Here is a 24,002-nt window from a genome sequence, read left to right on the forward strand (position 1 = left end):
CGCCGCCGCCAAGGTCAAAGGCCGTCACGTAACGGCGGTCGTCCGCTTCCGATTCGCTACGGGGGGCGCGTCAGTATTTCGCGGCCACGGGGGCCATGGCCGCGCCCCCAAAGCGCCAGTTCAGCCCGACGCGGGTGACGTTCGTGGCGAAGCGCCCCGTCGAGAAAGCGCCGGCGAAGGGCGGCAGCCCCAGGCCGACGGCCGGGCCGTCGATCCCGCTAAGGTCCACATAAAGATACTCGGCCTTCAGCGAGAGATTGGGATTCAGCGCATATTCCGAGCCGCCTCCGGCCGTCCAGCCGACCTGCGTCCGCGCGCCGGAGCCGGAGAAGAGCGCGCCGGCGAATTGCGCGCCGTTCGTCGTGATCTCGCCATAGGCGACGCCGCCGGTCGCATAGAGCAGCGACAAGCCATGCGCATAGCCGATGCGGGCGCGCGTCGTCCCGAACCAGGTCATGGCGTTCGGCGTGTCCGTAAAGACGAAGCCGCCGGGGCCGCCAATGGTCGTCGCCTGATGCCACGCCGTCACGCCGCTCCACTGCGCGTCGGTCTCTATACCCAGCACGATCTGGTTGGCGAGCTGGTAATTGTAGCCCGCCTGACCGCCCGCGACCGCGCCGCCGGCGCGGTTCGAGACATAGGTCGAGAAGGCGAGGCCGGGCTGGGCGAAGGCCGTGACGCCGCCGACGGTCCCGCCGCCATAGCCGCCGTTCACGCCGACATAGAAGCCGGTCCAGTCGAGCGAAGGCTTCTCGAAGAACATGGCCAGGAACCCGCCTTCCGGCATGAGATCGCCGACGCCGCCGAAGTGGTAATTCAGGCCGCCGCGAACGAGATGCGCCTGCATGACGCCCGTGGAGAACGAGCCGACCAGCGCCGGCAGCGGCGGGGGCGTCAGGCCGACCGCCGGGGCCGAGACGCCGGGAAGCTGGAGATAGAGATATTCCGCTCGGGCGGAAAGCCGGCTGGAGAGCGAGATGTCGAGGCCCGCGCCCGCGGCCCAGCCGACATTGGTCGAACGCGCAGTGCCGGATGACGTCAGGCCGGCCGCCAGCGCCTGCAGGCCGGTCGCGGAAACCTCGCCATAGGCGACGCCGCCGGTCACATAAGGCAGCAGCCGGCCGAAGGCGAAACCCAGGCGCCCGCGCGTCGTGCCGAACCATTCGAGGCTCTGCTGCGTATTGGCGTAGGTGAAGAGCAATGGCGCCGAAGCCGTCGTCGTCGCCTGATGCGAGGACCTGATGTCGCTCCACTGCATGTCGCTCTCGAGGCCGAGCACGACGCCATTCGAGAATTGATGGTCGTAGCCGACCTGGCCGCCGATGAACCAGCCGCTTCCCTGATCGAAAGTGCGCGTGGCCGTTCCGCCGAGGAGCGGATTGGCGAGGCCCACATTGGCCTCGTAGACCGCGCCGCCATAGCCGGAATTGTAGCCGATATGAAGGCCCGTCCAGGTGAAGACGGGCGCGGGCGGCGGCGACGGCGGCGCCTTGCGCGTCGGGAGATCGGCGGCCTTGGCGGAAAGCGCCGCGAGCGCCGGCAGCGCGGCGCAGGACAAAAGAAACTTCTTCAACATTCCGGGACGCTCCTTGCCGGGCCAAATCGACGCCGCGGCGGAATCCTTCGCCCAGAATGACGACGGTTGACGAAGCGTCAACGCCACGAAGCCGCGCGCGGCTGAGGCGCGGCCGCCTTTTGCCGTCGCCTGTGTCCCTTGCGCAACAAAATCGCCCGTTTAGATGGCGCTTAGATCGGATCGGGGCCGCGCGAAATGGCTGCGACGCCGGTGCGCGAGACTTCGATGAGCCCGATGGGACGCATCAGGTCGACGAATTCGTCGATCTTGTCCGGCTTGCCCGTGAGTTCGAAGATGAAGCTCTCGGTCGTGGCGTCGACGATACGGGCGCGGAAAGCCTCCGCAAGCTGCAGCGCGTCGTTGCGGTTGTCGCCGCGGCCGCGCACCTTGACCATGGCGAGTTCGCGTTCGAGCGAGCGTCTCGTGAGCGTAAGGTCCGTCACCTGCCGCACTGGCACGATGCGTTCGAGCTGGTGATGGATCTGCTCGATCGTCTCCGGCGCGCCCGACGTGACGATGGTGATGCGCGAGCGGTGCTCGGCATGGGCGACCTCGGCGACGGTGAGGCTCTCGATGTTGTAGCCGCGCCCCGAAAAGAGCCCGACGACCCGCGCGAGCACGCCCGGCTCATTGTCGACGAGAACCGACAGCGTGTGCGTCTCGACCCGAGAATTGCTGGTTGAGGCGGAATAGGGAGAGGGCGGCGTCGCGGGAGCGTTCATTGTTGTCCTTCGAGTTCTTCTCCCTCCCACTTGAGGGCAGAGGGAGAATCACACCAGCATCTTGCCCTTTTCGTCGATGATGGCGCCGATGTCGACGCCCGCGTCGTCCGAGAGATCGGCGAGCAGCATGTCGTTATGCGCCTTGCCGGAGGGAATCATCGGGAAGCAGTTCTCGATCTTGTCGACGGCGCAGTCGAAGATCACGGGGCCGTCATAGTCGAGCATTTCCTGAATCGCGGCGTCAAGATCCTTCGGGTCCGAGCAGCGTATGCCCTTGGCGCCGAAAGCTTCCGCGAGCTTCACGAAATCCGGCAGCGCCTCCGAATAGCTGTGCGAATAGCGACCGCCATGCAGCAGTTCCTGCCACTGGCGGACCATGCCCATATATTCGTTGTTGAGAATGAAGATCTTCACGGGCAGGCGATACTGAATCGCGGTCGACATTTCCTGAATGTTCATCAGGATCGAGGCTTCGCCGGCGATGTCGATGACGAGCGCGTTGGGATGGGCGAGCTGCGCGCCGATCGCCGCCGGCAGGCCGTAGCCCATGGTGCCGAGACCGCCGGAGGTCATCCAGCGGTTCGGCTCCTCGAAATGATAGTGCTGCGCCGCCCACATCTGATGCTGGCCGACCTCGGTCGTGACATAGGCGTCCATGTCCTTGGTCAGCGCATAGAGCCGCTGCACGGCGTATTGCGGCTTGATCGTCGTGTCCGAATTTCGGAAAGCAAGAGACTTCTTCGCGCGCCATTCGTCGATCTGCGCCCACCAGTGGTCGAGCGGCTGCTTGTCGGCGTGCATCGCCTCGGCCCGCCAGGTGCGCACAAGCGCTTCCAGCACATGGGCGCAGTCGCCGACGATAGCGAGGTCGACCTTCACGTTCTTGTTGATGGACGAGCGGTCGATGTCGATGTGGATTTTCTTCGAGCCCGGCGAGAAGGCGTCGAGGCGCCCCGTGATGCGGTCGTCGAAGCGCGCGCCCACCGCGATCATCAGATCGCAGTCATGCATGGCGTTGTTGGCTTCATAGGTCCCGTGCATGCCGAGCATGCCGAGCCAGTTCTGGCCCGAGCCCGGATAGGCTCCGAGACCCATCAGCGTCGAGGTGATCGGAAAGCCCGTGAGGCTCACCAGCTCGCGCAGCAGCGTCGAGGCCGAGGGGCCGGAATTGACGACGCCGCCGCCGGTATAGAAAATCGGGCGCCTGGCGGCGGCCATCATCTTCACCGCCTCGCGGATCGACTCCATATCGGCGTCGAGCCTGGGCTGATAGGTCTTGTGCGACGCGCCGCGCGGGGGCGCGTAGACGCCGCGCGCGAACTGCACGTCCTTGGGAATGTCGATGACCACCGGACCGGGCCGCCCGGAGGTAGCGACATAGAAGGCCTCATGCAGCACGCGCGGCAGGTCCTCGACGCTCTTCACGAGGTAATTGTGCTTGGTGCAGTGGCGGGTGATGCCGACCGTGTCGCATTCCTGGAAGGCGTCGGAGCCGATGAGATGGGTCGGCACCTGGCCGGTAATGCAGACGAGCGGGATCGAATCCATCAGCGCGTCGGTGAGGCCGGTGATGGTGTTCGTCGCGCCGGGGCCGGAGGTCACGAGCAGCACGCCCGCCTTGCCCGAGGAGCGGGCGTAGCCTTCCGCCGCATGCGCCGCGCCCTGCTCGTGGCGCACGAGAACGTGCTTGACCTTTTCCTGATGGAAAAGAACGTCGTAGATCGGGAGGACCGCGCCGCCGGGATAGCCGAAGAGAATCTCGACGCCCTGATCCTTCAGGGCCTCGACCACCATTTCCGCGCCGGTCATTTCCTTCGACATGGTCATTTCCGTTCTATTCATTGACGGGTTCAAGGCCCGCTGCGGGCAACAAAAAAGGCCCTCTCGGGGCCTTCGGTCAAGCGCCATCGGCGGATTGCGGGCTCACCCCCGCTCCGTCTCCGGCGCCAATTCTACTACGAGAAGACCGCCCATCGCGCCCCGCCTGTTCTTGACGCCGCAGACGTTACGGGACGCGCGGGAGAGAATCAAGGGAGGAAGAAAGCGGAGCCAGGGTAATCGGGTGAACGCTGGGCGTGAGCCAATCCCTCCCCTTTACGGGGAGGGTGGCCCCGCGAAGCAGGGTCGGGTGGGGCAACGCTCGAGCGGTGTCAGGGTGGAAAGGACCCCACTCGGCGGTCTTCGACCGCCGACCTCCCCGTAAAGGGGAGGTATTGGGAGCCAACCGTCCAAGATGATCGTTCGCCCGATCGCCTGAAAGCAGGGCTCACGCCCAACATTGGCTCTCTCGTCCACGCACGCTTCACGCCCCCTCAGCCGCCAGGACGGCCTGCACGGCGGAGTCCGCGGCCATCATGTCGTGATGCGCGCGCACGGCCGGGAATTCGGAAAGGCCGTCATCCAGCAGCGTCTGCGCCCAGCGCTCCATGGGGAAGACATAGGCGTCGAGATAAGAGCGCCTGTCGCTGAGGAAAAATCGCCGCCCGGCCAGATGCGCGTCGACCAGCGCGAATTTCCTGCGCGCCAGCGCCTTCGCGGCGGCGCGAACGTCGTCGAGCGCCTCCTTCTCCCTTGCGCGCGTGTAGCGGTTCGGGAGGAAGAGCGGGAAGAAGGCCGGATGCAGGTCGCCCGTGATGAAGAAGCTCCAGCGATCAGCCTCGGCCTCCTCCCGCGCCGAGCCCGCGACGGCGAGGCCCGCCTGCGGATGGCGTTTGGCGAGATAGCGCAGGATCGCGGCGTCCTGGGTGAGAATCCAGCCCTCGCCGTCGTCGAGCGCCGGCACCGCCCCAGCGGGATTGATCTTGAGATATTCCTTGTCGCCGAACTCGACTTCCCTGGCCGCGTAAGGCTCGCCGATCCATTCGAGCGCGATATGGGCGGCGAGCGAGCAGGCGCCGGGGTGGTAGTAAAGCGTAAGCATGGCAAAGCTCCCGTGGCGGACGCCTCGCGATAATTAGGGGACCCTCGGAGCCGCTTCCGCCGAAAGCGCGGCTTTGAGAAATCATACCTGCATGACGCAGGGCTGTCGCGGAAACCTTTATGGCGTCGCCTTGGGCTTCCCGGCCGCCGCGGCCATCACCCCCTGCACCGCGCCCTCCAGCACCGCCGCCGGGTCGGCTGTCTTTCCCGGATCGAAATGGCCGGAAATCGTCAGCATCGCCACGCCATGCGCCAGCGCCCAGACCTGCAGCGCCACATGCCGCGCGCCCTGCGCCGGGGCCCGCGTCTGCTGCAGCCAGGCGACGACGGCCCGCCAGAGGATCTCCAGCGCATGGTCCGCCGCGCCGCCGGCGCCCGGATCGGCGAGCGTGGCCGCCTGGCCGAACATGGCGGCGTAGAGGCCCGGCTCCTCGCGGGCGAATTTGAGATAGGCGGCGCACATGGCGCCCATGGCGGATTTGGCGTCGGGACGGCCTTCGTCCCAGGCCGCCTCGATCCGCGCGCCGAAGGTCTCGAAGCCCTGCCGCGCGATCTCCGCGAGCAGCGCGTCGCGGCCGGAAAAATGACGATAGGGGGCGGCGGGGGTGACGCCCGCCCGGCGGGCGGCTTCCGTTAGCGTGAGGGCGGAAGGGCCGCCCTCGGCCAAAATCTCGATGGCGGCGTCGACCAGCGCCTGTTTGAGCGAACCGTGATGGTAGCGGCGTTTGACGTGCATCGGTTCGCTCAGTGCGCTGCCTCGTCCGGGGAGCCGGTCGTGAGCTTATCCCTCCCCTTTACGGGGAGGGCGGCCCAGCGAAGCTGGGTCGGGTGGGGTCAAAACTCCAACCGTTGTCGTCGCGGCGCGAACCCCGCCCGGCGGTCTGCGACCGCCGACCTCCCCGTGAAGGGGAGGTATGGGGATCACCGCGTCGGCCACTACTTGCCCGATGAACTCACCCCGCGAGCTTCGCCATCAGCGCGTCGGAGATTTCGAAATTCGCATAGACGTTCTGCACGTCGTCATTATCCTCGAGCGCGCCGACGAGCTTCAGGATCTTCTCGCCCGCCTCGTCGTCGACCTTGATCGTGTTCTGCGGACGCCAGGCGAGCGCGGCCTTTTTCGGCTCGCCGAATTTTTCTTCCAGAGCCTTGGCGACGTCGCGCAGGCCCTCGACCGAGGTGATGATCTCATGGCTCTCCTCGGCCGAGGAGACGTCGTCGGCGCCCGCCTCGATCGCGGCCTCCATCATTGCGTCCTCGGACGCGACCTTCCGGTCAAATTCGATCAGGCCGACGCGGTCGAACATGAAGGAGACGGCGCCCGTCTCCGCGAGCGAGCCGCCCGCCTTGGTGAAATAGGAGCGCACCTCGCCCGCCGTGCGGTTGCGATTGTCGGTGAGCGCCTCGACGATGACGGCGACGCCGCCCGGCGCGTAGCCCTCATAGCGCACCTCGTCATAGTTCTCCGAATCCGCGCCGGAGGCCTTCTTGATCGCGCGGTCGATATTGTCCTTGGGCATGTTCTCCGCTTTGGCGGCGAGAACGGCGGCGCGCAGGCGGGCGTTCATGTTCGGGTCGGGCAGGCCCGCCTTGGCGGCGACGGTGATCTCGCGGGCGAGCTTCGAGAAGAGCTTGGAGCGGATCGCATCCTGCTTGCCCTTCTTGTGCATAATATTCTTGAACTGACTATGCCCGGCCATCGTCCTTCGCCCTTTGATCCTTTAGCTTTCGCGGAACGCGCGCTAGCGCCGTCCGGGCCGTCTATACTCTTGGGCGAGGCGGAAATAAAGAAAGGCCATCGAATGAGCAGAACGGACGAAGGCTCGCGGCGGGAGCCGGCGCCGCCCGATCCGCTGCGCCGCCGCGAGCCGCTGCCCGAGGAGCGACCCAAGCCCGTCCATGACGACCCGGAAGCCGCGCGGCGCGTCGCCGCCCTGCTGGCGAGTCCCGCTTATCGCGAGGCGGACTCGGACGTCGACTTCCTCATTTCGCCCGAGGCGCGCGGACCCCGGCTCGAACTCGACTATCTGAAAGCCGAGCTGCTGCTGCGCCGCTACGGCATTACCGACGCCATCGTCGTCTTCGGCTCGACCCGCATCATCGAGCCGAAGGCCGCCGCGGCGAGGCTCGCCGAGGCCCGCGCAATGGCGGCCGCGCGTTCCGACGATCCGGAAGCGGCGGCGCGCCTGCGCATCGCGGCGCGCATCGCCGACAAGGCGCGGTATTATGAGATCGCGCGCGAGTTCGGGCGGATCGTGGGCGAAGCGGGACAGCTGCCCGGCGGCCGCCGCCTCGCCGTCGTCACGGGCGGCGGGCCGGGGATCATGGAGGCGGCCAATCGCGGCGCGTTCGACGCCGGGGCCGCGACGGTGGGCCTGAACATCCACCTGCCGCGCGAACAGTTCCCCAACCCCTACATCACGCCCGACCTCTGCTTCCGCTTCCATTATTTCGCGATCCGCAAGCTGCATTTCATGCTGCGGGCGCAGGCGCTGGTCGCCTTCCCCGGCGGCTTCGGGACGATGGACGAGCTCTTCGAGACCCTGACCCTCGCCCAGACCCGCGTGATGAAGCCGGTGCCGATCGTTCTGGTGGGCGAAGCCTATTGGCGGCGCGTCTTCGATCCGGATTTTCTCGTGGAGGAAGGCGTCATCGCGCCGGAGGACCGCGCCTTGTTCTGGTACGCCGAGACCGCGCCGCAAATCTGGGAGGGAATTTTACGCTGGCGGGAAAAGGCTGGGGACCCCTTGACTTAACGAAACGGCTCCAGCCGGCCTCGCCATGGCGGCGCGAAAGCGTCGCCGCCGTCATTGCAACCGGCGGGGCCGGTCACTATCTGACAGGCGCGGCAAAGCGCCGTTCGAGTTTTGTAGGAGGTTTCTGCATGAGCTGGCTCAAGGCAATCGTTGGCGGCGCCATCGGCGCGGAAGCGCTCTCCCTCGTCAAGGAATATGTCGAGAAGGAAGGCGGATTCGACGCGGTCGTGAAGAAATTCGAGGACGGCGGCTACAGGAAACAGGTTGAATCCTGGGTCTCGACGGGCCAGAATCAGGCGATCAGCGCCATTGAGGTCGGTCAGGCGATCGGCATCGAAAAGGTCAAGAAGCTGGCCGAGGCGGCGGGCGTCGACGTCAACAAGGCCCGCGACCTGCTCGCGGAATATCTCCCCGTGGCGATCGACAAGGCCTCGCCGGAAGGCAAGCTGCCCGCTCCGGCGAAGGACGAGACTAAAAAATCGCTTTACTGATTTCGCGCAGAATTAACCGAATTTCCGCCGCCGGAGCCTTTCCGGCGGCTGTCGTTTTGGGGAGCCCGCGCCCTGACTTGCCTCGCGGGCCCCGATTCATTAAGCCCTTCGGGCAGAAAACTTCGATAAGGACGATTGATGACCAAGCGCGCGCTGGTGACAGGCGTCACGGGGCAGGACGGCGCCTACCTTTCGCAATTGCTGCTCGACAAGGGTTACGAGGTGCATGGCGTCATTCGCCGCTCCTCGCATCGCGGGGTCGAGGACCATCGCCTGCGCTGGCTCGGCGTCGGCGGGCGGGTGCGTCTGCACGACGCCGACCTCGCCGACCTTTCGAGCCTCCTGCGCACGGTGCAGGAGGTGAAGCCCGACGAGATCTACAATCTCGCGGCGCAGTCCTTCGTCGCTTCCTCCTGGCGCCAGCCCATTCTCACCGCCAATGTCACGGCCGTCGGCGTCGCCAACATGCTGGAGGCCATGCGCATCGGCGCGCCGGGCGCGCGCTTCTACCAGGCTTCCTCCTCCGAAATGTACGGGCTCATCCAGGAGCCGATGCAGAGCGAGAAGACGCCCTTCTATCCGCGCTCGCCCTACGCCGTCGCCAAGCTCTACGGGCACTGGATCACGGTCAACTACCGCGAGAGCTTTGGGCTCCACGCCTCGTCGGGCATCCTCTTCAACCATGAGAGCCCGTTGCGCGGCGTCGAATTCGTGACGCGCAAGGTCACGCATGGCGTCGCGGCGATCAGGCTCGGCAAGGCGACGGAGTTGCGCCTGGGCAATATCGACGCCAAGCGGGACTGGGGCCACGCCAAGGATTATGTGCGCGCCATGTGGCTCATGCTGCAGCAGGAAAAGCCGGACGACTATGTCGTCGCGACCGGCGTGACGACGACGGTGCGCGACATGTGCCGCATCGCCTTCGACCATGCCGGCCTCGACATGGACAAATATCTCGTGATCGACCCGGCCTTCTACCGCCCGGCGGAAGTCGACGTGCTGCTCGGCGATTCCAGCAAGGCCCGCAAGGCGCTGGGCTGGGAACCGGTGATCAATCTCGACCAGATGATCCGTGAAATGGTCGACGCGGACCTCGAACGGCTGCGGCTCGAGCCCTGATCAAAGGGGCGCGCATGGCGGCTTATGAGCGCATTCTCCTGACGGGCGGCGCGGGCTTCGTCGGAACGCATGTGGCGGCCGCGCTCGCCGCCGCCTATCCGCAGGCCCGGCGCGTCGTGCTGCTGCGCCCGGGAGAGACCGGCGCCAATCCCGCCTTCACGCCCGCCGTGGCCGATCTCCTCGACGAGGCGGCGATCGACAGGATCGTGGCCGGTCTCAAGCCCGATCTCGTGGTCCACCTCGCCGGCCAGGCTTCGATCGGCCAGGCCGCACGGGCGGCCGAAGAGACCTGGCGGGTGAATTTCCACGGCGCCTTTGGGCTGGGCGCGGCGGTCGCGCGCCACGCGCCGCAGGCCGCGGCGCTGTTCTCCTCGACCGCCGCCGCCTATGGCGCGAGCTTCCGCGACGGCGTTCTGGCGGAAGACGCGCCGCTCAAGCCGATGGACGCCTACAGCCGCTCCAAGGCCGCCGCCGAAAGCGCGCTCGGCGACGTCATCGGCCCCGAGGCGCGGCTGATCGTGGCGCGCCCGGTCAATCATTCCGGCCCCGGCCAGAAGAGCCGCAATTTCGTTCTTTCGTCCTTCGCCGCGCAGATCGCCGAGATCGAGGCCGGCAAGGCCGAGCCACGCATGAAAGTAGGAGACCTCTCCAAGGCGCGCGACTTCCTCGACGTGCGCGACGTGGTCGACGCCTATATGCGCCTCATCGAACAGGCGCGCGACCTGCCGGAGCGGGTCGCGATCTTCAACGTCGGCTCCGGCGCGGCGCGCACGATCGGTTCTCTCCTCGACGATCTGCGCGCCATGGCGCGCGCGCCATTCCAGGTGGAAGTCGATCCGCAATTGCTGCGGCCGTCGACGACCGACATCGCCAGCGTCGCCTGCGACGCGTCGAAGCTGCGCAAGGCGACGGGCTGGACGCCGCGCCATTCGCTCAACGACATGCTCGGCGCGCTGCTCGACGAGTGGCGCGCGACAGTTGCGAGCGGCCGCGCATGAGCGACGAAGAGTCGCCGTCAAAGGACGCCGAGCGCATCAGGCTCCTGGAATTCCAGCTCGATTATCTGCGCGCGGAGCTGCTGCACCTCACCCATGAGCGCTACCGGCTGACCTATTCGGTCTCCGGCCATATCTACCGCTTCCTGCGCCCGATCGAGCAACGCCTCGCCGACGCGGGCGCGGCGCTTCTGGCGCCTTTCCGGCCGCGGGCGAAGGAAACCGCCCCTCCTGGCGCGGCCCGTGCGCCCGTCGCGGCGAGACCGGCCCTACCCGCGAAGCGGCTCCTGATCGACGTCACGGGCACGGTGAAGCGCGACGCCGGCACCGGCATTCAGCGCGTCGTCAAGGAAGTCGCCCGCGTCTGCCATTCCGGCGCCGTCTTCGACATTCCCGCATTCGCCGTGCGCTGCGACGCTGGCAGGCTCTATACGGCCGGCGTCTTCGCCGCCGCGCTCGGCGGCGCCGAATCCGGCCCCGACGCGGAAGTCGAGATCGCGCCGGGCGACCGTTTGCTGACGCTCTCCGACAGCTGGAACGCTTTCGAGGAGCTGGCCCCGGTCTTTGATCGCATCCGCGCGCAAGGCGGCGAGATCGTCACCTGCATTTTCGATCTCATCCCGGAGCTTTACCCTCACGCCTGTCACGAAGTGACGGTGCCGCGCTATCGCGCCTGGCTGCGCAGGGCGCTCCTCGAGAGCGACGCCTTCCTCGCCATTTCGCGCACGGTGGCGGAGGAGCTTGCGGATTATGCGAAGGCGACGGGCCTGCCGCATCGGCCGGGGCTCAAGATCGGCTGGTTCCAGTGCGGCGCCGATCTGGCCGCCCCCGCCGCGCAAACGCCGCGCGACAAAATCGCGGCCGCCGTCTCGGGGGAGGCGCCGGTTTTTCTCATGGTGGGCACGATCGAGCCGCGCAAGGGCCATCGCGTCGCGCTCGACGCCTTCGATGCGCTGTGGAAGCAAGGGGTCGACGCGCGTTTCGTGATCGTCGGGCGGCGCGGCTGGTTCGAGGAGGCGACCGTCGCCGCGATTCGGGGCCACGCCGAATGCGGCCGGCGGCTCTTCTGGTTCGACGACGTCGACGACGGGGAGCTCTCCTATCTCTACGACCGCGCGCGCGCGCTGGTCCTGCCCTCCTATGCGGAGGGCTTCGGTCTCCCCATCGTGGAGGCCGCCACGCGCGGCCGTCCCGTCATCTGCAGCGACATTCCGGTGTTTCGCGAGGTCGGGCGTGACGGCGTCCTCTATTTCAGGACCAACGACCCGGCGGCGCTCGCGGCGGCCATACGCGCTTTCCTCGACGGCGAGGAAAGCGCCGATCCGGCGAGGGCGCTCAACGTCTCCTGGGCGCAGGCGGCGCGGCGCGTCGTCGAGGTCGTCGCGCGCGAAGACTGGCTCACGCGCCTGCCGTGAACCGCATGCCGCACCGCGGCGATCGGCGACGTCGCGGCTCGTTTCGCCAAAACGCCAAAGCATGTTAGAGAAGCGGCAATCGGTCGCGCATCCGGCAGGAAAGCGCGGCTTTTCGCTTGTTTCGCGGCCCGCTTTCGGCGCCGCCGACCGGGGGATCAAACGTTCATGGGTCTCAATATTCCGTTCGTCAACGATCCGACGCCCAGGACTTTCCTGAAGATGCTGAATCTCGAGGCCTCGCAGCTCTCGCTCCCGGAGTCGGATCAGCTCATGAAGGGCGCGCTCGCGGCCTATGTCGCGTTGCAGGCCGGCGCGCAGTTCTTCTCGCAGTCGCTGACGGTCAGCATCTTCTACGGCGTCGCCAGCGCGGCCGTGCTCTACGGCGCGACCTTCTCTCTCCTGCGCTACCTGAAGCAGGAGCAGAAATTCGTGAAGACGCTCACCGCCATGGCGGCGATGGGCGCCGTCGCGGCGCTCGCCTACATCCTCCTGCATCTCATTGTCGGCGTCGCCCTGCCGCCGCCGCTGCCGACCGAGCGGCTCGCGCGATTTCTGCTTTTCCCGATCATCGTCTGGACCGCCTTCATGTACGCCTTCCTGCTACGTCACGTATCGCTGCGTCCGATTCCCGCCTTCGTGACGGCGACGCTCTATGTGCTGGCGATCGAGGTGGTTCTTTCGGCGATCAAGTTCTAGCGGGAAGACCCCCTCCCTAGCCCTCCCTTTCAGGGGGAGGAATGTCGGCCGCGTTTCTGCTCCCTCCCCCCTGAAAGACCCCTGAAAGGGGGAGGGCCGGAGTGGGGATTCGGCTGATTGAAGCGGTCTACGAAACGCGCCAAGAGTCTCTTGTCCGATTGATGGCAAGAAAGCGGAAACCATGTCCGCACATTAAGCGCGCATTAAGCATGATCCCTCATTCTTCCTTCATTCCCGCGCCGCGCCTTCGCGCCCGGCCGGCGCTTGAGCAAGGAAGAATGCAATGGTCCGCTCCACTTTGCGCGCCCGCGCGACGATCGTCACAGCGCTCCTCGGCGCGCTCTTCGCGCCCACGACGCAAGCCGCGGACATGCCCTTTCCCATGGAGGCGCCGCCGGTGGTCGAGGAAGGGCCGGTCGAATGGGGGTCGAACTGGTATCTGCGCGGCGATTTCGACCTCACGCAGGTTACGCCGACCGCTCTCAACGGCGTGACGCTCCACAATTCATTCCCGAACAACTGGGGCGCCGGACTTGGCGGCGGCTACAAATTCAATAACTGGCTCCGCGCCGACGCCACGATTGAATACCAGAACCTCTACAACAAGAACGCGATAAACACGAACCTCTCGACGGCCTGCGTCACGGGGCTTTATCAGCCTGATCCAGTGAACAATCCCGGCATCGTGAATCAGACCACGGCTCTCTGCACGCCCTTTGTCCGCAACAGGACGGAGTCGATGCTCGTCCTCCTCAACGCCTATCTCGATCTCGGCAATTGGTGGGGCTTCACCCCCTATGTCGGCGCGGGCCTCGGCGTAAACAATCTCTATCAGAACTCCTCGGTCAACTGGTTCATGAACAACGGCCTCTCCTATGCCGGCGTCACTTTCAAGGACCCTCGCAACGGCGCGAGCTATCTGATGAACTGGGATTCCAAATACGAAGGAACCTATCTGCGCTTCGCCTACGCCTTCATGGGCGGCGTGTCCTACGACATCGACAATCACTGGAAGGTCGACGTCGGCTATCGCTGGGCGAATCTCGGCAGGATCATCGGCGTCGACCGTTTCAACACGGTGGTCTCGAAGGATCTCATCAGCCAGCAATTGCGCATCGGCTTCCGCTACATGATCGACTGATCTAGGCGCGCCCGCCCTGCAATGCTAAACAGCCAACCGGCCGAGCCTTCCAGGTTCGGCCGGTTTTGCTTTTCGCGCCTCGCGCAGAATCCGGATCGCTTCATGACTTCTCTCGATGTTCTCGGCATCGGCAACGCCATCGTCGACACGATTTCCCGCGCAGAGGACGACGTCCTTGTCTCCGCCGACCTCATCAAGGGCTCCATGGCGCTCGTCGACGAGGCGCGCGCCGACGAACTCTACGAGCTGATGGGGCCGACGACCGTCATTTCCGGCGGCTCCGCCGCCAACACGATGGCGGGGATTGCGAGTCTCGGCGCCAGCGCCGGCTTCGTCGGCAAGGTGAAGGACGACGAGGCGGGCCGGGAATTCACGCATGACATCCGCAAGGCCGGCGTCGTCTTCGATACGCCGGCGGCGGACGACGGCGCCGCCACGGCGCGCTGCCTGATCTTCGTCACGCCGGACGGCCAGCGCACGATGAACACCTTTCTCGGCGCATGTCAGGCATTGCAGCCGGTCGACATCGACGAGGAGCAGGTCGCATCCGCCAAGGTCCTTTATATGGAGGGCTATCTCTGGGATCCTCCCGGCGCCAAACAGGCCTTTCTGCGCGCCGCGAAGGTGGCGCATACGAACGGCCGCAAGGTCGCGCTGACGCTTTCGGACAGCTTTTGCGTCGGCCGCTACCGCTCGGAATTCCTGTCCCTCATCCGCGACGGCGTCGTCGACATTCTCTTCGCCAATGAAAGCGAGCTGCACGCGCTGTACGAGACCGCCGATTGGGATACGGCGGTCGCGGCGCTGCGCGCGGAAAGGAATCTTCTCGGCGTCGTCACGCGCTCGGAGAAAGGCTGCGTCGTCGCGACGCGCGAGACGCTGATTTCCGCGCCCGCCTTCCCGGTCGAGGAAGTCGTCGACACGACCGGCGCCGGCGATCTCTTCGCCGCGGGCTTCCTGACCGGCTACACCAGGGGCCTCCCGCATGAGAAAAGCGCCGCGCTAGGCGCGCTCGCCGCCGCCGAGATCATCTCGCATGTCGGCGCGCGCCCGGTGAAGGACCTGCTCCAGCTCGCCCGCGACAACGGCGTGCTTGCATAAGACGACAAAGATCCAATGGGAGGATACGGAATGCGCAACATCTCCAGGACGCTCTTCGCCGCCATCGTCGCCGTTGCGGCGGGCGTCGCGCTCGCCCCCTCGGTCCTGCGCGCCGAATCGGGCGAGACGACGCTGACGGCGAGCGGCCTCAAATATACCGACGTGAAGACCGGCGCGGGCGCCTCGCCGAAGGTCGGCCAGACAGTCACCGTGCATTACACCGGCTGGCTTTATGTGAACGGCGCCAAGGGCAAGAAATTCGACAGCTCCAGGGATCGCGGCGAGCCCTTCGAATTTCCGCTGGGCATGGGCCAGGTGATCAAGGGCTGGGACGAGGGCGTCGAGACCATGAAGGTCGGCGGCAGGCGCACGCTGATCATCCCGCCGGATCTGGGCTATGGCGCACGCAATATGGGCCCCATCCCCGCCAATTCGACGCTGATCTTCGACGTCGAGCTGCTCGGCGTGAAGTAATGCGCGCTTGTAGCCGCCGGAGCGCGAAAAATCGGCGCCGGCTTTCGCGTAAAGCGCGCTTAAGCCTTTAGAATCGATCGTCTTGGCCGCGTTCGGGCCATTCCGCCCGAACGCGGCGCGATCCGGCCCGACGGGCGAATTCAGCCCCGCCGGGGCTTCGTCGCGGGCGCGCCCGCGGGTCTCGGCGCGCGGCCTCGAAAAATTTGAAGACTGGAGCGGGTGAAGGGAATCGAACCCTCGTATTCAGCTTGGAAGGCTGCTGCTCTACCATTGAGCTACACCCGCGCGCCCTTTCTATGCCAATCCGCGCGGCGGTTTGCAATGGCGGAATCTACGTGGCCGGAGCGGCGCATTTATCCATTTGACAGCGCCGCCGGAGCCCACTAACCCGAGCGCCCGACGGTCAATCATCAAGGCGGGCGTTCCCACGCTGCTTCATTCGCAAGGATCACCGAACCGTGGCTAAACCCGAACTCGGCGCCAAGCGCCAATGTCAGTCCTGCGCGACAAAATTCTACGACCTCAACAAGGACCCGATCGTCTGCCCGAAATGCGGCGCGATCTTCCAGGTCGCCGCGCTCAGCCGCGTCGTCGCCCGCGCCGAGGCGGATGAGAGCGAAACCGAGAATGAAAATCCGGACACGGTGTCGCTCGACGAGGTCGAGGCCGAGGAGTCCACGGCGGAGGCGATCGACGTCGAAGACGATGTGGAACTCGACGACGACGGCGAAGACGACACCTTCCTGGAGGAGGAGGAAGGCGAGGACGACGTATCCGGCCTCATCGACGGCGACATTGAGAGCGACGACGAGGGCTGATCGCCAAGGTGCGGCTCCGCGCGCCGCGAACGCGCCCGGAGCGCATCGCCTGTAGGGAAAACCCGCGGCTTGCGCCGCGGGCCAGGCTGCCGACAAAGTAGCGGCGCCGCCCCTCGCGCTTCGAGACGCTTGCTGCGCAAGCTCCTCGGCATGAAAACAAGAATATTGATCTCGGACAGGCCCGAGATCGCAGCTCGCGTCTCGAAGGACGAGGCCGCCTTGGGAAGCTGTCAACAAACTGACCCGCGGCTTGCGCCGCGGGCTTTTTGTTGGGTCGAACGCCGTCGCAGAAGCGAGGCGTTCGCAAAAATAAAAAAGGGACGCCGCTTTTACTTGCCGCGGCGACGGCGCTGCTGACCGAGGCCCATCTGCTTGGCGAGATTGGAGCGCGCCTTGGCGTAATTGGGAGCGACCATCGGATAATCGGCGGGCAGGCCCCATTTCTCGCGATATTCTTCCGGCGAAAGCCCATATTGCGTGCGCAGATGGCGCTTCAGCGATTTGAACTTCTTGCCGTCTTCAAGACAGACGATGTAGTCGTTCGTGACCGAGCGCTTGACGGCGACGGCGGGCTTGGGCGGCTCGACCGGCGCGGGGGCCGCATTGGAGCCGACGCGAAGCAAAGCGTTGTAGACCTCGCTGATGAGCTGCGGCAGATCGCCCGCGGGGACGGAATTGTTGCTGACATAGGCGGATACGATGTCGGCGGCGAGTTCGATATTGTTGGTGAGGTTCATTGGGGCGCCTATTGCCTGTGATGTGACCCGGTGGACTGCGCGTTTGATGCGAAAGCGTCGCCGCTTCTAATGGCTCGATCAAAACCGGTTGTGTTGGGGGCTTCGTCGAACGGGCGAGGATTATTCTGTAATCTAACTCACTGTTGCCTCCGCAGCAAGAATTATTACCTGCTTATTATGCATGATCAGAATTTGATACAAATGTTGACGGCAGCGCGATAGCATGAGGACATGAGCCGCGCCAGCAATCCTAAGTTTAAGCGCACGCGCCGCGTCGCTCGTCGTAAATCCGGTCTAGATGAGGCTTTTTTGACCCTTTATTGGGGAGTAACGCGCCTGATTTTCGCGTCCTGATCGACTTGGAGCGCTCATGTCCTCTTTCAAAGCCGTGCTGATTGACAAGAATTCCGAGCGTTACGGCGCCGACTATGTCGACATGGAGGAGGGAGCGCTCATGCCAGGGGACGTCGATCTCGACGTTCTCTTCTCCGCGATCAACTACAAGGACGGCTTGGCCGTCACGGGGAAAAGTCCGGTCGTGCGCCGCTTTCCCATGATTCCCGGCGTCGATCTCGCGGGTCGCGTCACGCGCTCGACACATGCGGGATTTGCAAAAGGCGATCTCGTCGTCGCCACCGGCTGCGGCGTCGGCGAAGCGCATTTCGGCGGTTTTGCTCAAAAAGCGCGTCTTCCGGGCGACTGGCTCGTGAAGCTTCCCGATTCGCTCACGCCCGCACGCGCCATGGCCGTGGGCACGGCGGGCCTCACGGCGATCTTTTGCGTGCTGGCGCTTGAGCGCCACGGCGCGACGCCGCAGGATGGACCCGCCGTCGTCTCCGGCGCGTCGGGCGGCGTCGGCTCCTTCGCAGTGGCGCTTCTCGCCAAGGCGGGCTGGCGCGTCGCCGCGATCACCGGCCACGCCGCCGAGGCGGATTATTTGCGATCCATCGGCGCGAGCGAAATATTGGCGCGCGAGGATTTCTCGCAGCCGAACAAGTCTTTGCAGACGCAGCGATTCGCGGCGGGCGTCGACGCCGTCGGCGGCGTCACGCTCGCCAATCTTCTCTCTCAGACGCGATTCGACGGCGCGATTGCGGCCTGCGGCAATGTCGGCGGCATGGATTTTCCGGGAAGCGTCGCGCCTTTCATCCTGCGCGGCGTGTCGCTTCTCGGCGTGGAAAGCATCCGGCCGCGAATCGCCCTGCGGCGCGAAGCCTGGGCGCGAATCGCCGCGGATCTGGACGCGGCGATGATCGACGCCATGTGTGAGATTATCCCCTTCGATCAGGCGCTCGAGCGGGCGCGCTCCATCGTGACGGGGAAGATTCGCGGGCGGGTCGTGATCGAGATGCCTTGAGGGCGGCGGCGCCAATTGTCGCAGCGGCTCGCGACGTTCTCGACTTTCGAGCCCCCCGGCGGTAATGACGCGCGCGGCTCTCGCTCGGCCAGCTTTCCGGGGCCGCCTCTTTTTCCAGGCCTTCGCGGCGCTAAAGGTAGGACGCATGAGTTCGGCTTTCACCAAGGAACAGGAAGACGACAATCCGCGCGAGGATCTGCCCGATCGCCCGGTCAGCCCGCACCGCAATCTGGTGACGCCGGAAGGTTTGCAGCAGATCGACGACGCGCTGACGCGTCTTCACGGCGAGATCGAGCGGGCGACGGCGGCGGACGACAACCACGCGCTTGCCCTCGCCCAACGCGACCTGCGCTACTGGATCGCGCGGCGGGCCAGCGCGGAAGTCGTGCGTCCCATCGCCGACCATTCGGCGGTGCGCTTCGGCCACAAGGTCGTCGTGGAGCTCGAAGGCGGCGAACGCCGCGTCTTTCGCCTCGTCGGCGAGGATGAAGCGGACCCGTCCAAAGGCCTCATCCCCTATGTCGCGCCGCTCGCGCAGGCGCTGATGGGCAAGAGCGTCGGCGACAAGGCGGAGGTCGTCCACCACAGCGCCCGGATCGTGGAGATCGGGTAAGGAAAAGGCCGCGCTGTTCGCGCGGCCCAGGCTGCTGACAAAGTAGCGGCGACGCCCCTCGTGCTTCGAGACACCTGCTGCGCAGGCTCCTCAGCATGAGGGGCTTTTTCCTTCAGCGCCAAATACTTAGGCCTCATCCTGAGGAGCGAGCAAAGCTCGCGTCTCGAAGGACGAGGCCGCCTCGGGAGGTTTGTCAACAAACTGGGCCGCGCTGTTCGCGCGGCCATATCTATCTTCATTGCGGCAATCCGTGGGTCAGGCCGCTTTCCTCGCCGGCTTTTTCGCCGCGCTCTTTGGCTCCGGCGCGGCGACGGACTTCTGAACCGGCGCCTTGGGCGCGGGAGCGGGCGCCTTCTCGGCCGACGACCTCGCGGGCGCGACCTTTGCTGGCGCGCGCTTCAGGCGGCGCTTGATGGAGCCCCACAGCTCCTTCATTTCCTGCGCCGCGACGCCGTCGGCATTATATTCGCTCACGCCGAGGCCGAGGCGCGCCGCCTCCTGATAGTCGACGCGGGCGGAAACGAGCGGCGCGAGCAGCCCGCCCATGGCCTGCAGGGATTTGGCCCCGAGCTCCACGCGCGCGCTTTGCTGCGCGGGCGGGCACTGGTTGAGCAGGAAGGCGTAGTCGCAGCCGACTTCCTTCACCTGCGCGCGCGTCTTCTCGCTCGCCCAGAGATCGAAGGCGTTGGGACGCGCGGGGATGACGCAGAGATCCGCGACGCGCATCGCGGCCGCCGCGGGTTCGCCCTCCTGGCCCGGCGCGTCGATGACGACGAGGGTCACGCCCTTCTTCTCGAGCGCCGCGATGGCTTTCGGGAGCTTGGGCGGCGGCACCTGCTCGACGCCGATATCCGACGCCTCGCGCGCGTCCGCCCATTTTACGAGCGTTTGGAGCGGATCGAGATCGATGATGAAGACGCGCTCTCCGGCTGCGCGCGCGGCCACGGCGACGCTGCTCGCCAAGGTGCTCTTGCCGGCGCCGCCCTTTTGCGTGACGAAAGCGATTGTCCGCATATGTGCATTTCCGATTTTGCGCAGCGCTGCGCTGCGGGCTCGACGTGAAAGAACGCAGTTTTGGACAATACGCGGGCCGCCCCGGCCGAATCATTTACTTCCCGGCAGGGTAATCGTTGGTTGCGGCCGCGTCGAGGTGGTAATCAAGGATCAACCTCCCCAAGTAACCCCTCCAAGCAACCCCGTCGAAGTAAAGTCGACAATCAGCAGGCTCGATGTCCGACCTCTTTGAATCCGCCAAACTGGACGAGAGCGCACCCCGGCCGCTCGCCGATCGGCTGCGTCCGACGCGGCTCGACGAGGTCGTCGGACAGGATCATCTGCTCGGACCGTCCGGCGCGCTCGCCAGGCTCGTGCAAGGCGGCTCGCTCGGTTCGCTCATTCTTTGGGGACCGCCGGGCTCCGGCAAGACGACGGTCGCGCGCCTTCTCGCGCATGACACGAAGCTCGCCTTCGTGCAGATCTCGGCGATCTTTTCAGGCGTCGCCGATCTCAAGAAGACCTTCGACGCCGCCCGGTCGCGACGCGCGACGGGACAGGGCACGCTGCTCTTCGTCGACGAGATTCATCGCTTCAACCGCGCGCAGCAGGACAGTTTCCTGCCCGTGATGGAGGACGGCACGATCACGCTGATCGGCGCGACGACCGAGAATCCTTCTTTCGAACTCAACGCCGCGCTGCTGTCTCGCGCCCGTGTGATGACCTTCAAGCCGCTCGACGCGCCGGCGATCGAGAAGCTGCTCGCGCGCGCGGAGGCGACGGAAGGCAGGAAGCTGCCGCTCGACCCGGACGCGCGCGAAGCCCTGATCGCCATGGCCGACGGCGACGGACGCGCCGCGCTCACTTTGTCCGAGGAGATCTGGCGCGCGGCGCGCGAGGGGGAAATCTTCGACCGCGCGGCGCTCGCCGACGTCGTGCAGCGGCGCGCGCCCATTTACGACAAGGCCCAGGAGGGCCATTACAATCTCATCAGCGCGTTGCACAAATGCGTGCGCGGATCCGACCCGGACGCGGCGCTCTATTATTTCGCGCGCATGCTCGACGCGGGCGAGGACCCGCTCTTTCTCGCGCGCCGGATCGTGCGCATGGCGGTCGAGGATATCGGACTTGCGGACCCGCAGGCGCTGGTCGTCGCCAACGCCGCCAAGGACGCGTATGATTTTCTGGGCTCCCCGGAAGGAGAGCTCGCGCTGGCGCAGGCGGTGATCTACGTGGCGACGGCGCCGAAATCCAACGCGGGCTACGTCGCTTACAAGAGGGCGCGCCGCCTAGCGGAGGAAAAGGGCTCGCTCATGCCGCCCAAGATCATCCTCAACGCGCCGACCAAGATGATGCGCGAGGAAGGCTATGGCGAGGGCTACGAATACGACCACGACGCGCCGGACGCCTTCTCCGGGCAGAACTACTGGCCCGAATCATTGAAGCGGCAGAGACTCTATCGGCCCGTCGAGCGCGGATTCGAGCGCGAGGTCGCCAGGCGGCTCGATTATTGGGAGCGTCTGCGACGCGAACGCAACGCGAAATAGCCGGAAGGCGCCCGCCCGAGAGGCGTTCTGTTGCGCAATTGTCACGCGCGCCGGCAAACGCACTGCACAAGCCTTGTTCAGCCCGCCTTTTCGTTGACCGTGTTCGAGGTTCGGCCGTAATCATTTTGACGACGGCGGATGTCGCTCAGGCGACGACAGCCGCAAGAGATTGAATGCTTACGAGGGGGTCTCGATGACCAAATATTCTGTCGCCGCCGGCATTGCGCTGGCTCTTGTCGCCGGTTCGGCGCTCGCCGCCGACCTCCCGTCCCGCAAGGGCCCGCCGCCGGCTTACGTTCCGCCGCCGCCGGCCTTCTCCTGGACCGGCCTCTATGGCGGCGTGAACATCGGCTACGGCTTCGACGCGGGCGGCAATCCCGAGGCGGGCTCCTTCGCCTATTTGGCCCCGGCGGTTCCGGGCTTCGCGGGCACCTGGAGCAACCCGCATAATCTGAACGGCGTCACCGGCGGCGGCCAGGTCGGCTACAATTATCAGTTCTCGCCCTGGCTGGTTCTGGGCGTCGAGACGGACATTCAGGCCGCCGACATCAACACCCAGCAGAACTTCGCGGGCTTCGGCTCTAACCCGCTCGGCCCGGCCACGAATCACGTTCCGGTGATCAATTCCGCCCAGTCTGTCGACTGGTGGGGCACGGTGCGCGGCCGCATCGGCCTCGTGATGCCGTCCTATCCGAACCTGATGGTCTACGGCACGGGCGGCTTCGCCTATGGCCAGGTCAACCACACGGTCAGCGTCAACGACCTGTTCCCCGCCCTGGGCGCTTCGCAGATCGGCCGCGGCACCTACTTCAACACCAACACCGGCTGGACGGTCGGCGGCGGCGCCGAGTGGTCGCCCATGTCCTTCCCGGCCTGGTCGCTCAAGGTCGAGTATCTCTACACCAATCTCGGCCCGACCTATGTCGCGCTGCCGGGCGCGTTGAACGCGGGCGCTTTCCTCGGCGCCAATTTCATCGGCGCGCATGTTTCGCCGACTCAGTTCCATACGGTCCGCGCCGGCCTGAACTGGCACTTCAACCCGTTCGCCGCTTCGGCGCCGGTGCTGGCCAAATACTAATTCGCCGCTTCGGCGAGACGATGGAAGCCCGGCCCTTGCGGCCGGGCTTTTTTGTTTCGATTCAGCGTTTTTGTCGCAGTTCGCAGCGCCGCCGCGCATAGACGCGGCGGGAGGTCGGCGCTAAAGATCGCATCCGGGCGACTCATGGGGATAATCCGGGCCGGCGCGGCGCCGGCCATGGCGTCGACGCCCAGCCAGTGTTAACCCTCCCAAGGCCTGCGCCGCGACGCCTGGAGCCCCACAGCAGGAAGATGTCCCGCAACGCGCCCCTCCTTCTCGCAATCGTAGCGAGCCTCGCCGTCGGGGCCGCGTTGCCGGGCCTCTACGCCAGGATTCGCGGCGCGGCGGCGCCTGTCGGCGCGCCGTCCGGGCAAAGCGGCGCGCCCGCCGACCAAAGCGCGATCAAGCTCTCGGCCGAGCAGATCGAGGCGTCCAGGATCAGCCTCGCCAAAGCGGGTCCGGGCGTCATCAAGCGGCAGATCACCGTGCCGGCGACGGTGAAGACGGATCCCGACCATCTCGCCCGCGTCGCCGCCAAGGTCTCGGGCGTGGTGGCGGAAATGCGCAAAAAACTCGGCGACGAGACCGCGAAGAACGAGAACGTCGCGATCATCGATTCGCGGGAAGTCGCGGACGCCAAAAGCGAGTATCTCGCGGCGCTGGCCAACTACGATCTGCAATCTCAGCTTTTCGCCCGCGAAAAGGGGCTCTTCGAGAAGAAGATCACGGCCGAGCAGCTTTTTCTCAAGGCCAAGGCGACCTTCACGGAGGCGAAGCTGCGGCTCGATCTCGCGCGCGGCAAGCTCGCGGCGCTCGACCTGTCGGAAAGCGAGATCGCCGCCCTTCCCTCGCAGCCCATCGCCCGGCTGCGCGAAAAGGAGCTTCGCGCCCCGATCAAGGGCCGCGTGATCGAGCGTCTCGCCAATATCGGCCTGCCGGTGACGCCGGAGAGCCAGATCTATGTGCTCGCGGATCTCTCGGAGGTCGAAGCGGAGCTGGCCGTGCCGATCGTCAATCTCGCCAGCGTCCGCGTCGGCCAGCCCGTCATTCTCAAGGGGACGGACGGCCGCAGCTTCGAAGGCGCGGTGACCGTGGTGAACGCGATGATCACGCCCGAGACTCGGACGGGCCATGTGATCGCCTCCTTCAAAAACCCCGATTTCGCGCTTCATCCCGGCGTTCTGCTCAATGCGGAGATCGCGCTGGAGCAGAGCCCGGCGAAAGTGCTGGTCCCGCGCGCGGCCGTGCAGCTCGTCCATAACGAGCCGACCGTTTTCGTGCGGGTGAAGGACGGTTTCCAGGCGCGCACGGTCGAGCTTGGCGACGGCGACGAGAATTCGGTGGAGGCGATCAGGGGCCTCGCGCCCGGCGAAACCATCGCCGTCGCCAACAGCTTCGTGCTGAAGGCCGAGGCCGGCAAGAGCGAAATCCCGGAGGAGTGAGCGGCCGGAACC

The 24,002-nt window shown here is 65.9% G+C and carries 23 protein-coding genes and 1 tRNA gene; 15 read left to right on the forward strand and 9 right to left on the reverse strand.

Annotated elements, in window-relative coordinates; all coding sequences use genetic code 11:
* Positions 1-70 precede the first annotated feature (70 nt).
* The 6 genes from ACNHKD_RS00950 to ACNHKD_RS00975 form a co-directional block, all read right to left on the reverse strand.
* Positions 71-1,576 carry an outer membrane protein gene (locus ACNHKD_RS00950; protein ID WP_442755263.1) on the reverse strand — a complete coding sequence of 502 codons (1,506 nt, stop codon included), beginning with the start codon at positions 1,574-1,576 and terminating at the stop codon, positions 71-73.
* 170 nt (positions 1,577-1,746) lie between these two features.
* Positions 1,747-2,298, reverse strand: coding sequence for an acetolactate synthase small subunit (gene ilvN / locus ACNHKD_RS00955; RefSeq protein WP_442755264.1), 552 nt, complete (start codon positions 2,296-2,298; stop codon positions 1,747-1,749).
* A gap of 48 nt (positions 2,299-2,346) precedes the next feature.
* Positions 2,347-4,119: an acetolactate synthase 3 large subunit gene (locus tag ACNHKD_RS00960; protein WP_442755265.1), complete on the reverse strand. Its 1,773-nt coding sequence runs from the start codon at positions 4,117-4,119 to the stop codon at positions 2,347-2,349.
* A gap of 481 nt (positions 4,120-4,600) precedes the next feature.
* Positions 4,601-5,218, reverse strand: coding sequence for a glutathione S-transferase family protein (locus ACNHKD_RS00965; RefSeq protein WP_442755266.1), 618 nt, complete (start codon positions 5,216-5,218; stop codon positions 4,601-4,603).
* Between the two features lie 117 nt (positions 5,219-5,335).
* Positions 5,336-5,953 carry a TetR/AcrR family transcriptional regulator gene (locus tag ACNHKD_RS00970; protein WP_442755267.1) on the reverse strand — a complete coding sequence of 206 codons (618 nt, stop codon included), beginning with the start codon at positions 5,951-5,953 and terminating at the stop codon, positions 5,336-5,338.
* Positions 5,954-6,170: 217 nt separating this feature from the next.
* Positions 6,171-6,917 (reverse strand): YebC/PmpR family DNA-binding transcriptional regulator, encoded by a 747-nt coding sequence (locus ACNHKD_RS00975; protein WP_442755268.1) that lies wholly within the window; start codon positions 6,915-6,917, stop codon positions 6,171-6,173.
* Between the two features lie 102 nt (positions 6,918-7,019).
* Here ACNHKD_RS00975 and ACNHKD_RS00980 point away from each other — a divergent pair, with 102 nt between their 5' ends.
* The 9 genes from ACNHKD_RS00980 to ACNHKD_RS01020 all read left to right on the forward strand — a co-directional run bounded on the left by ACNHKD_RS00980 (position 7,020) and on the right by ACNHKD_RS01020 (position 15,405).
* Complete coding sequence (locus tag ACNHKD_RS00980) at positions 7,020-7,973, forward strand: TIGR00730 family Rossman fold protein (protein ID WP_442755269.1); 954 nt, start codon at positions 7,020-7,022, stop codon at positions 7,971-7,973.
* An 80-nt stretch (positions 7,974-8,053) separates the two neighbouring features.
* Entirely contained in the window at positions 8,054-8,464 is a 411-nt protein-coding gene (locus tag ACNHKD_RS00985) for a YidB family protein (RefSeq protein WP_442756805.1), read from the forward strand.
* Between the two features lie 138 nt (positions 8,465-8,602).
* Entirely contained in the window at positions 8,603-9,583 is a 981-nt protein-coding gene (gene gmd / locus ACNHKD_RS00990) for a GDP-mannose 4,6-dehydratase (RefSeq protein ID WP_442755270.1), read from the forward strand.
* A gap of 14 nt (positions 9,584-9,597) precedes the next feature.
* Complete coding sequence (locus ACNHKD_RS00995) at positions 9,598-10,581, forward strand: NAD-dependent epimerase/dehydratase family protein (RefSeq protein ID WP_442755271.1); 984 nt, start codon at positions 9,598-9,600, stop codon at positions 10,579-10,581.
* The gene (locus ACNHKD_RS01000; RefSeq protein ID WP_442755272.1) at positions 10,578-11,993 is read left to right on the forward strand and encodes a glycosyltransferase family 4 protein; all 1,416 of its coding nucleotides are present in this window, start codon (positions 10,578-10,580) and stop codon (positions 11,991-11,993) included. The genes ACNHKD_RS00995 and ACNHKD_RS01000 overlap by 4 nt, the downstream gene beginning before the upstream one ends.
* Positions 11,994-12,158: 165 nt before the next feature.
* Positions 12,159-12,689 (forward strand): hypothetical protein, encoded by a 531-nt coding sequence (locus tag ACNHKD_RS01005; RefSeq protein ID WP_442755273.1) that lies wholly within the window; start codon positions 12,159-12,161, stop codon positions 12,687-12,689.
* A 283-nt stretch (positions 12,690-12,972) separates the two neighbouring features.
* The gene (locus ACNHKD_RS01010) at positions 12,973-13,830 is read left to right on the forward strand and encodes an outer membrane protein (protein ID WP_442755274.1); all 858 of its coding nucleotides are present in this window, start codon (positions 12,973-12,975) and stop codon (positions 13,828-13,830) included.
* A gap of 102 nt (positions 13,831-13,932) precedes the next feature.
* Complete coding sequence (locus tag ACNHKD_RS01015; protein WP_442755275.1) at positions 13,933-14,931, forward strand: adenosine kinase; 999 nt, start codon at positions 13,933-13,935, stop codon at positions 14,929-14,931.
* A gap of 30 nt (positions 14,932-14,961) precedes the next feature.
* A complete protein-coding gene (locus ACNHKD_RS01020; RefSeq protein WP_442755276.1) occupies positions 14,962-15,405 on the forward strand; it encodes an FKBP-type peptidyl-prolyl cis-trans isomerase in 444 nt (147 codons plus the stop codon).
* 211 nt (positions 15,406-15,616) lie between these two features.
* Here the strand turns inward: ACNHKD_RS01020 and ACNHKD_RS01025 are convergent.
* Positions 15,617-15,690, reverse strand: a tRNA-Gly gene (locus ACNHKD_RS01025).
* 173 nt (positions 15,691-15,863) lie between these two features.
* Between ACNHKD_RS01025 and ACNHKD_RS01030 the strand changes: the two genes are divergently transcribed.
* On the forward strand, positions 15,864-16,223 hold the full coding sequence (locus ACNHKD_RS01030; protein ID WP_442755277.1) for a TIGR02300 family protein: 360 nt from the start codon (positions 15,864-15,866) through the stop codon (positions 16,221-16,223).
* A 329-nt stretch (positions 16,224-16,552) separates the two neighbouring features.
* Here ACNHKD_RS01030 and ACNHKD_RS01035 read toward each other — a convergent pair whose 3' ends face one another.
* Positions 16,553-16,960 (reverse strand): MucR family transcriptional regulator, encoded by a 408-nt coding sequence (locus ACNHKD_RS01035; RefSeq protein ID WP_442755278.1) that lies wholly within the window; start codon positions 16,958-16,960, stop codon positions 16,553-16,555.
* A gap of 370 nt (positions 16,961-17,330) precedes the next feature.
* Between ACNHKD_RS01035 and ACNHKD_RS01040 the strand changes: the two genes are divergently transcribed.
* Together ACNHKD_RS01040 and ACNHKD_RS01045 are read left to right on the forward strand one after the other, a co-directional pair.
* Complete coding sequence (locus tag ACNHKD_RS01040; protein WP_442755279.1) at positions 17,331-18,317, forward strand: MDR family oxidoreductase; 987 nt, start codon at positions 17,331-17,333, stop codon at positions 18,315-18,317.
* Between the two features lie 145 nt (positions 18,318-18,462).
* Positions 18,463-18,930 carry a GreA/GreB family elongation factor gene (locus ACNHKD_RS01045; RefSeq protein WP_442755280.1) on the forward strand — a complete coding sequence of 156 codons (468 nt, stop codon included), beginning with the start codon at positions 18,463-18,465 and terminating at the stop codon, positions 18,928-18,930.
* Between the two features lie 255 nt (positions 18,931-19,185).
* On the opposite strand, the gene ACNHKD_RS01050 is transcribed toward ACNHKD_RS01045, so the two are convergent.
* Entirely contained in the window at positions 19,186-19,944 is a 759-nt protein-coding gene (locus ACNHKD_RS01050; RefSeq protein WP_442755281.1) for an AAA family ATPase, read from the reverse strand.
* A gap of 215 nt (positions 19,945-20,159) precedes the next feature.
* On the opposite strand from ACNHKD_RS01050, the gene ACNHKD_RS01055 reads away from it, so the two are divergent.
* The 3 genes from ACNHKD_RS01055 (at position 20,160) to ACNHKD_RS01065 (ending at position 23,990) form a co-directional block, all read left to right on the forward strand.
* Entirely contained in the window at positions 20,160-21,470 is a 1,311-nt protein-coding gene (locus tag ACNHKD_RS01055) for a replication-associated recombination protein A (RefSeq protein ID WP_442755282.1), read from the forward strand.
* Positions 21,471-21,663: 193 nt separating this feature from the next.
* The gene (locus ACNHKD_RS01060; protein ID WP_442755283.1) at positions 21,664-22,548 is read left to right on the forward strand and encodes an outer membrane protein; all 885 of its coding nucleotides are present in this window, start codon (positions 21,664-21,666) and stop codon (positions 22,546-22,548) included.
* A 251-nt stretch (positions 22,549-22,799) separates the two neighbouring features.
* Complete coding sequence (locus ACNHKD_RS01065) at positions 22,800-23,990, forward strand: efflux RND transporter periplasmic adaptor subunit (RefSeq protein WP_442755284.1); 1,191 nt, start codon at positions 22,800-22,802, stop codon at positions 23,988-23,990.
* Positions 23,991-24,002: the final 12 nt, after the last annotated feature.

This window comes from Methylocystis sp. JAN1 (genome assembly GCF_052186135.1).
GTDB lineage: Bacteria > Pseudomonadota > Alphaproteobacteria > Rhizobiales > Beijerinckiaceae > Methylocystis.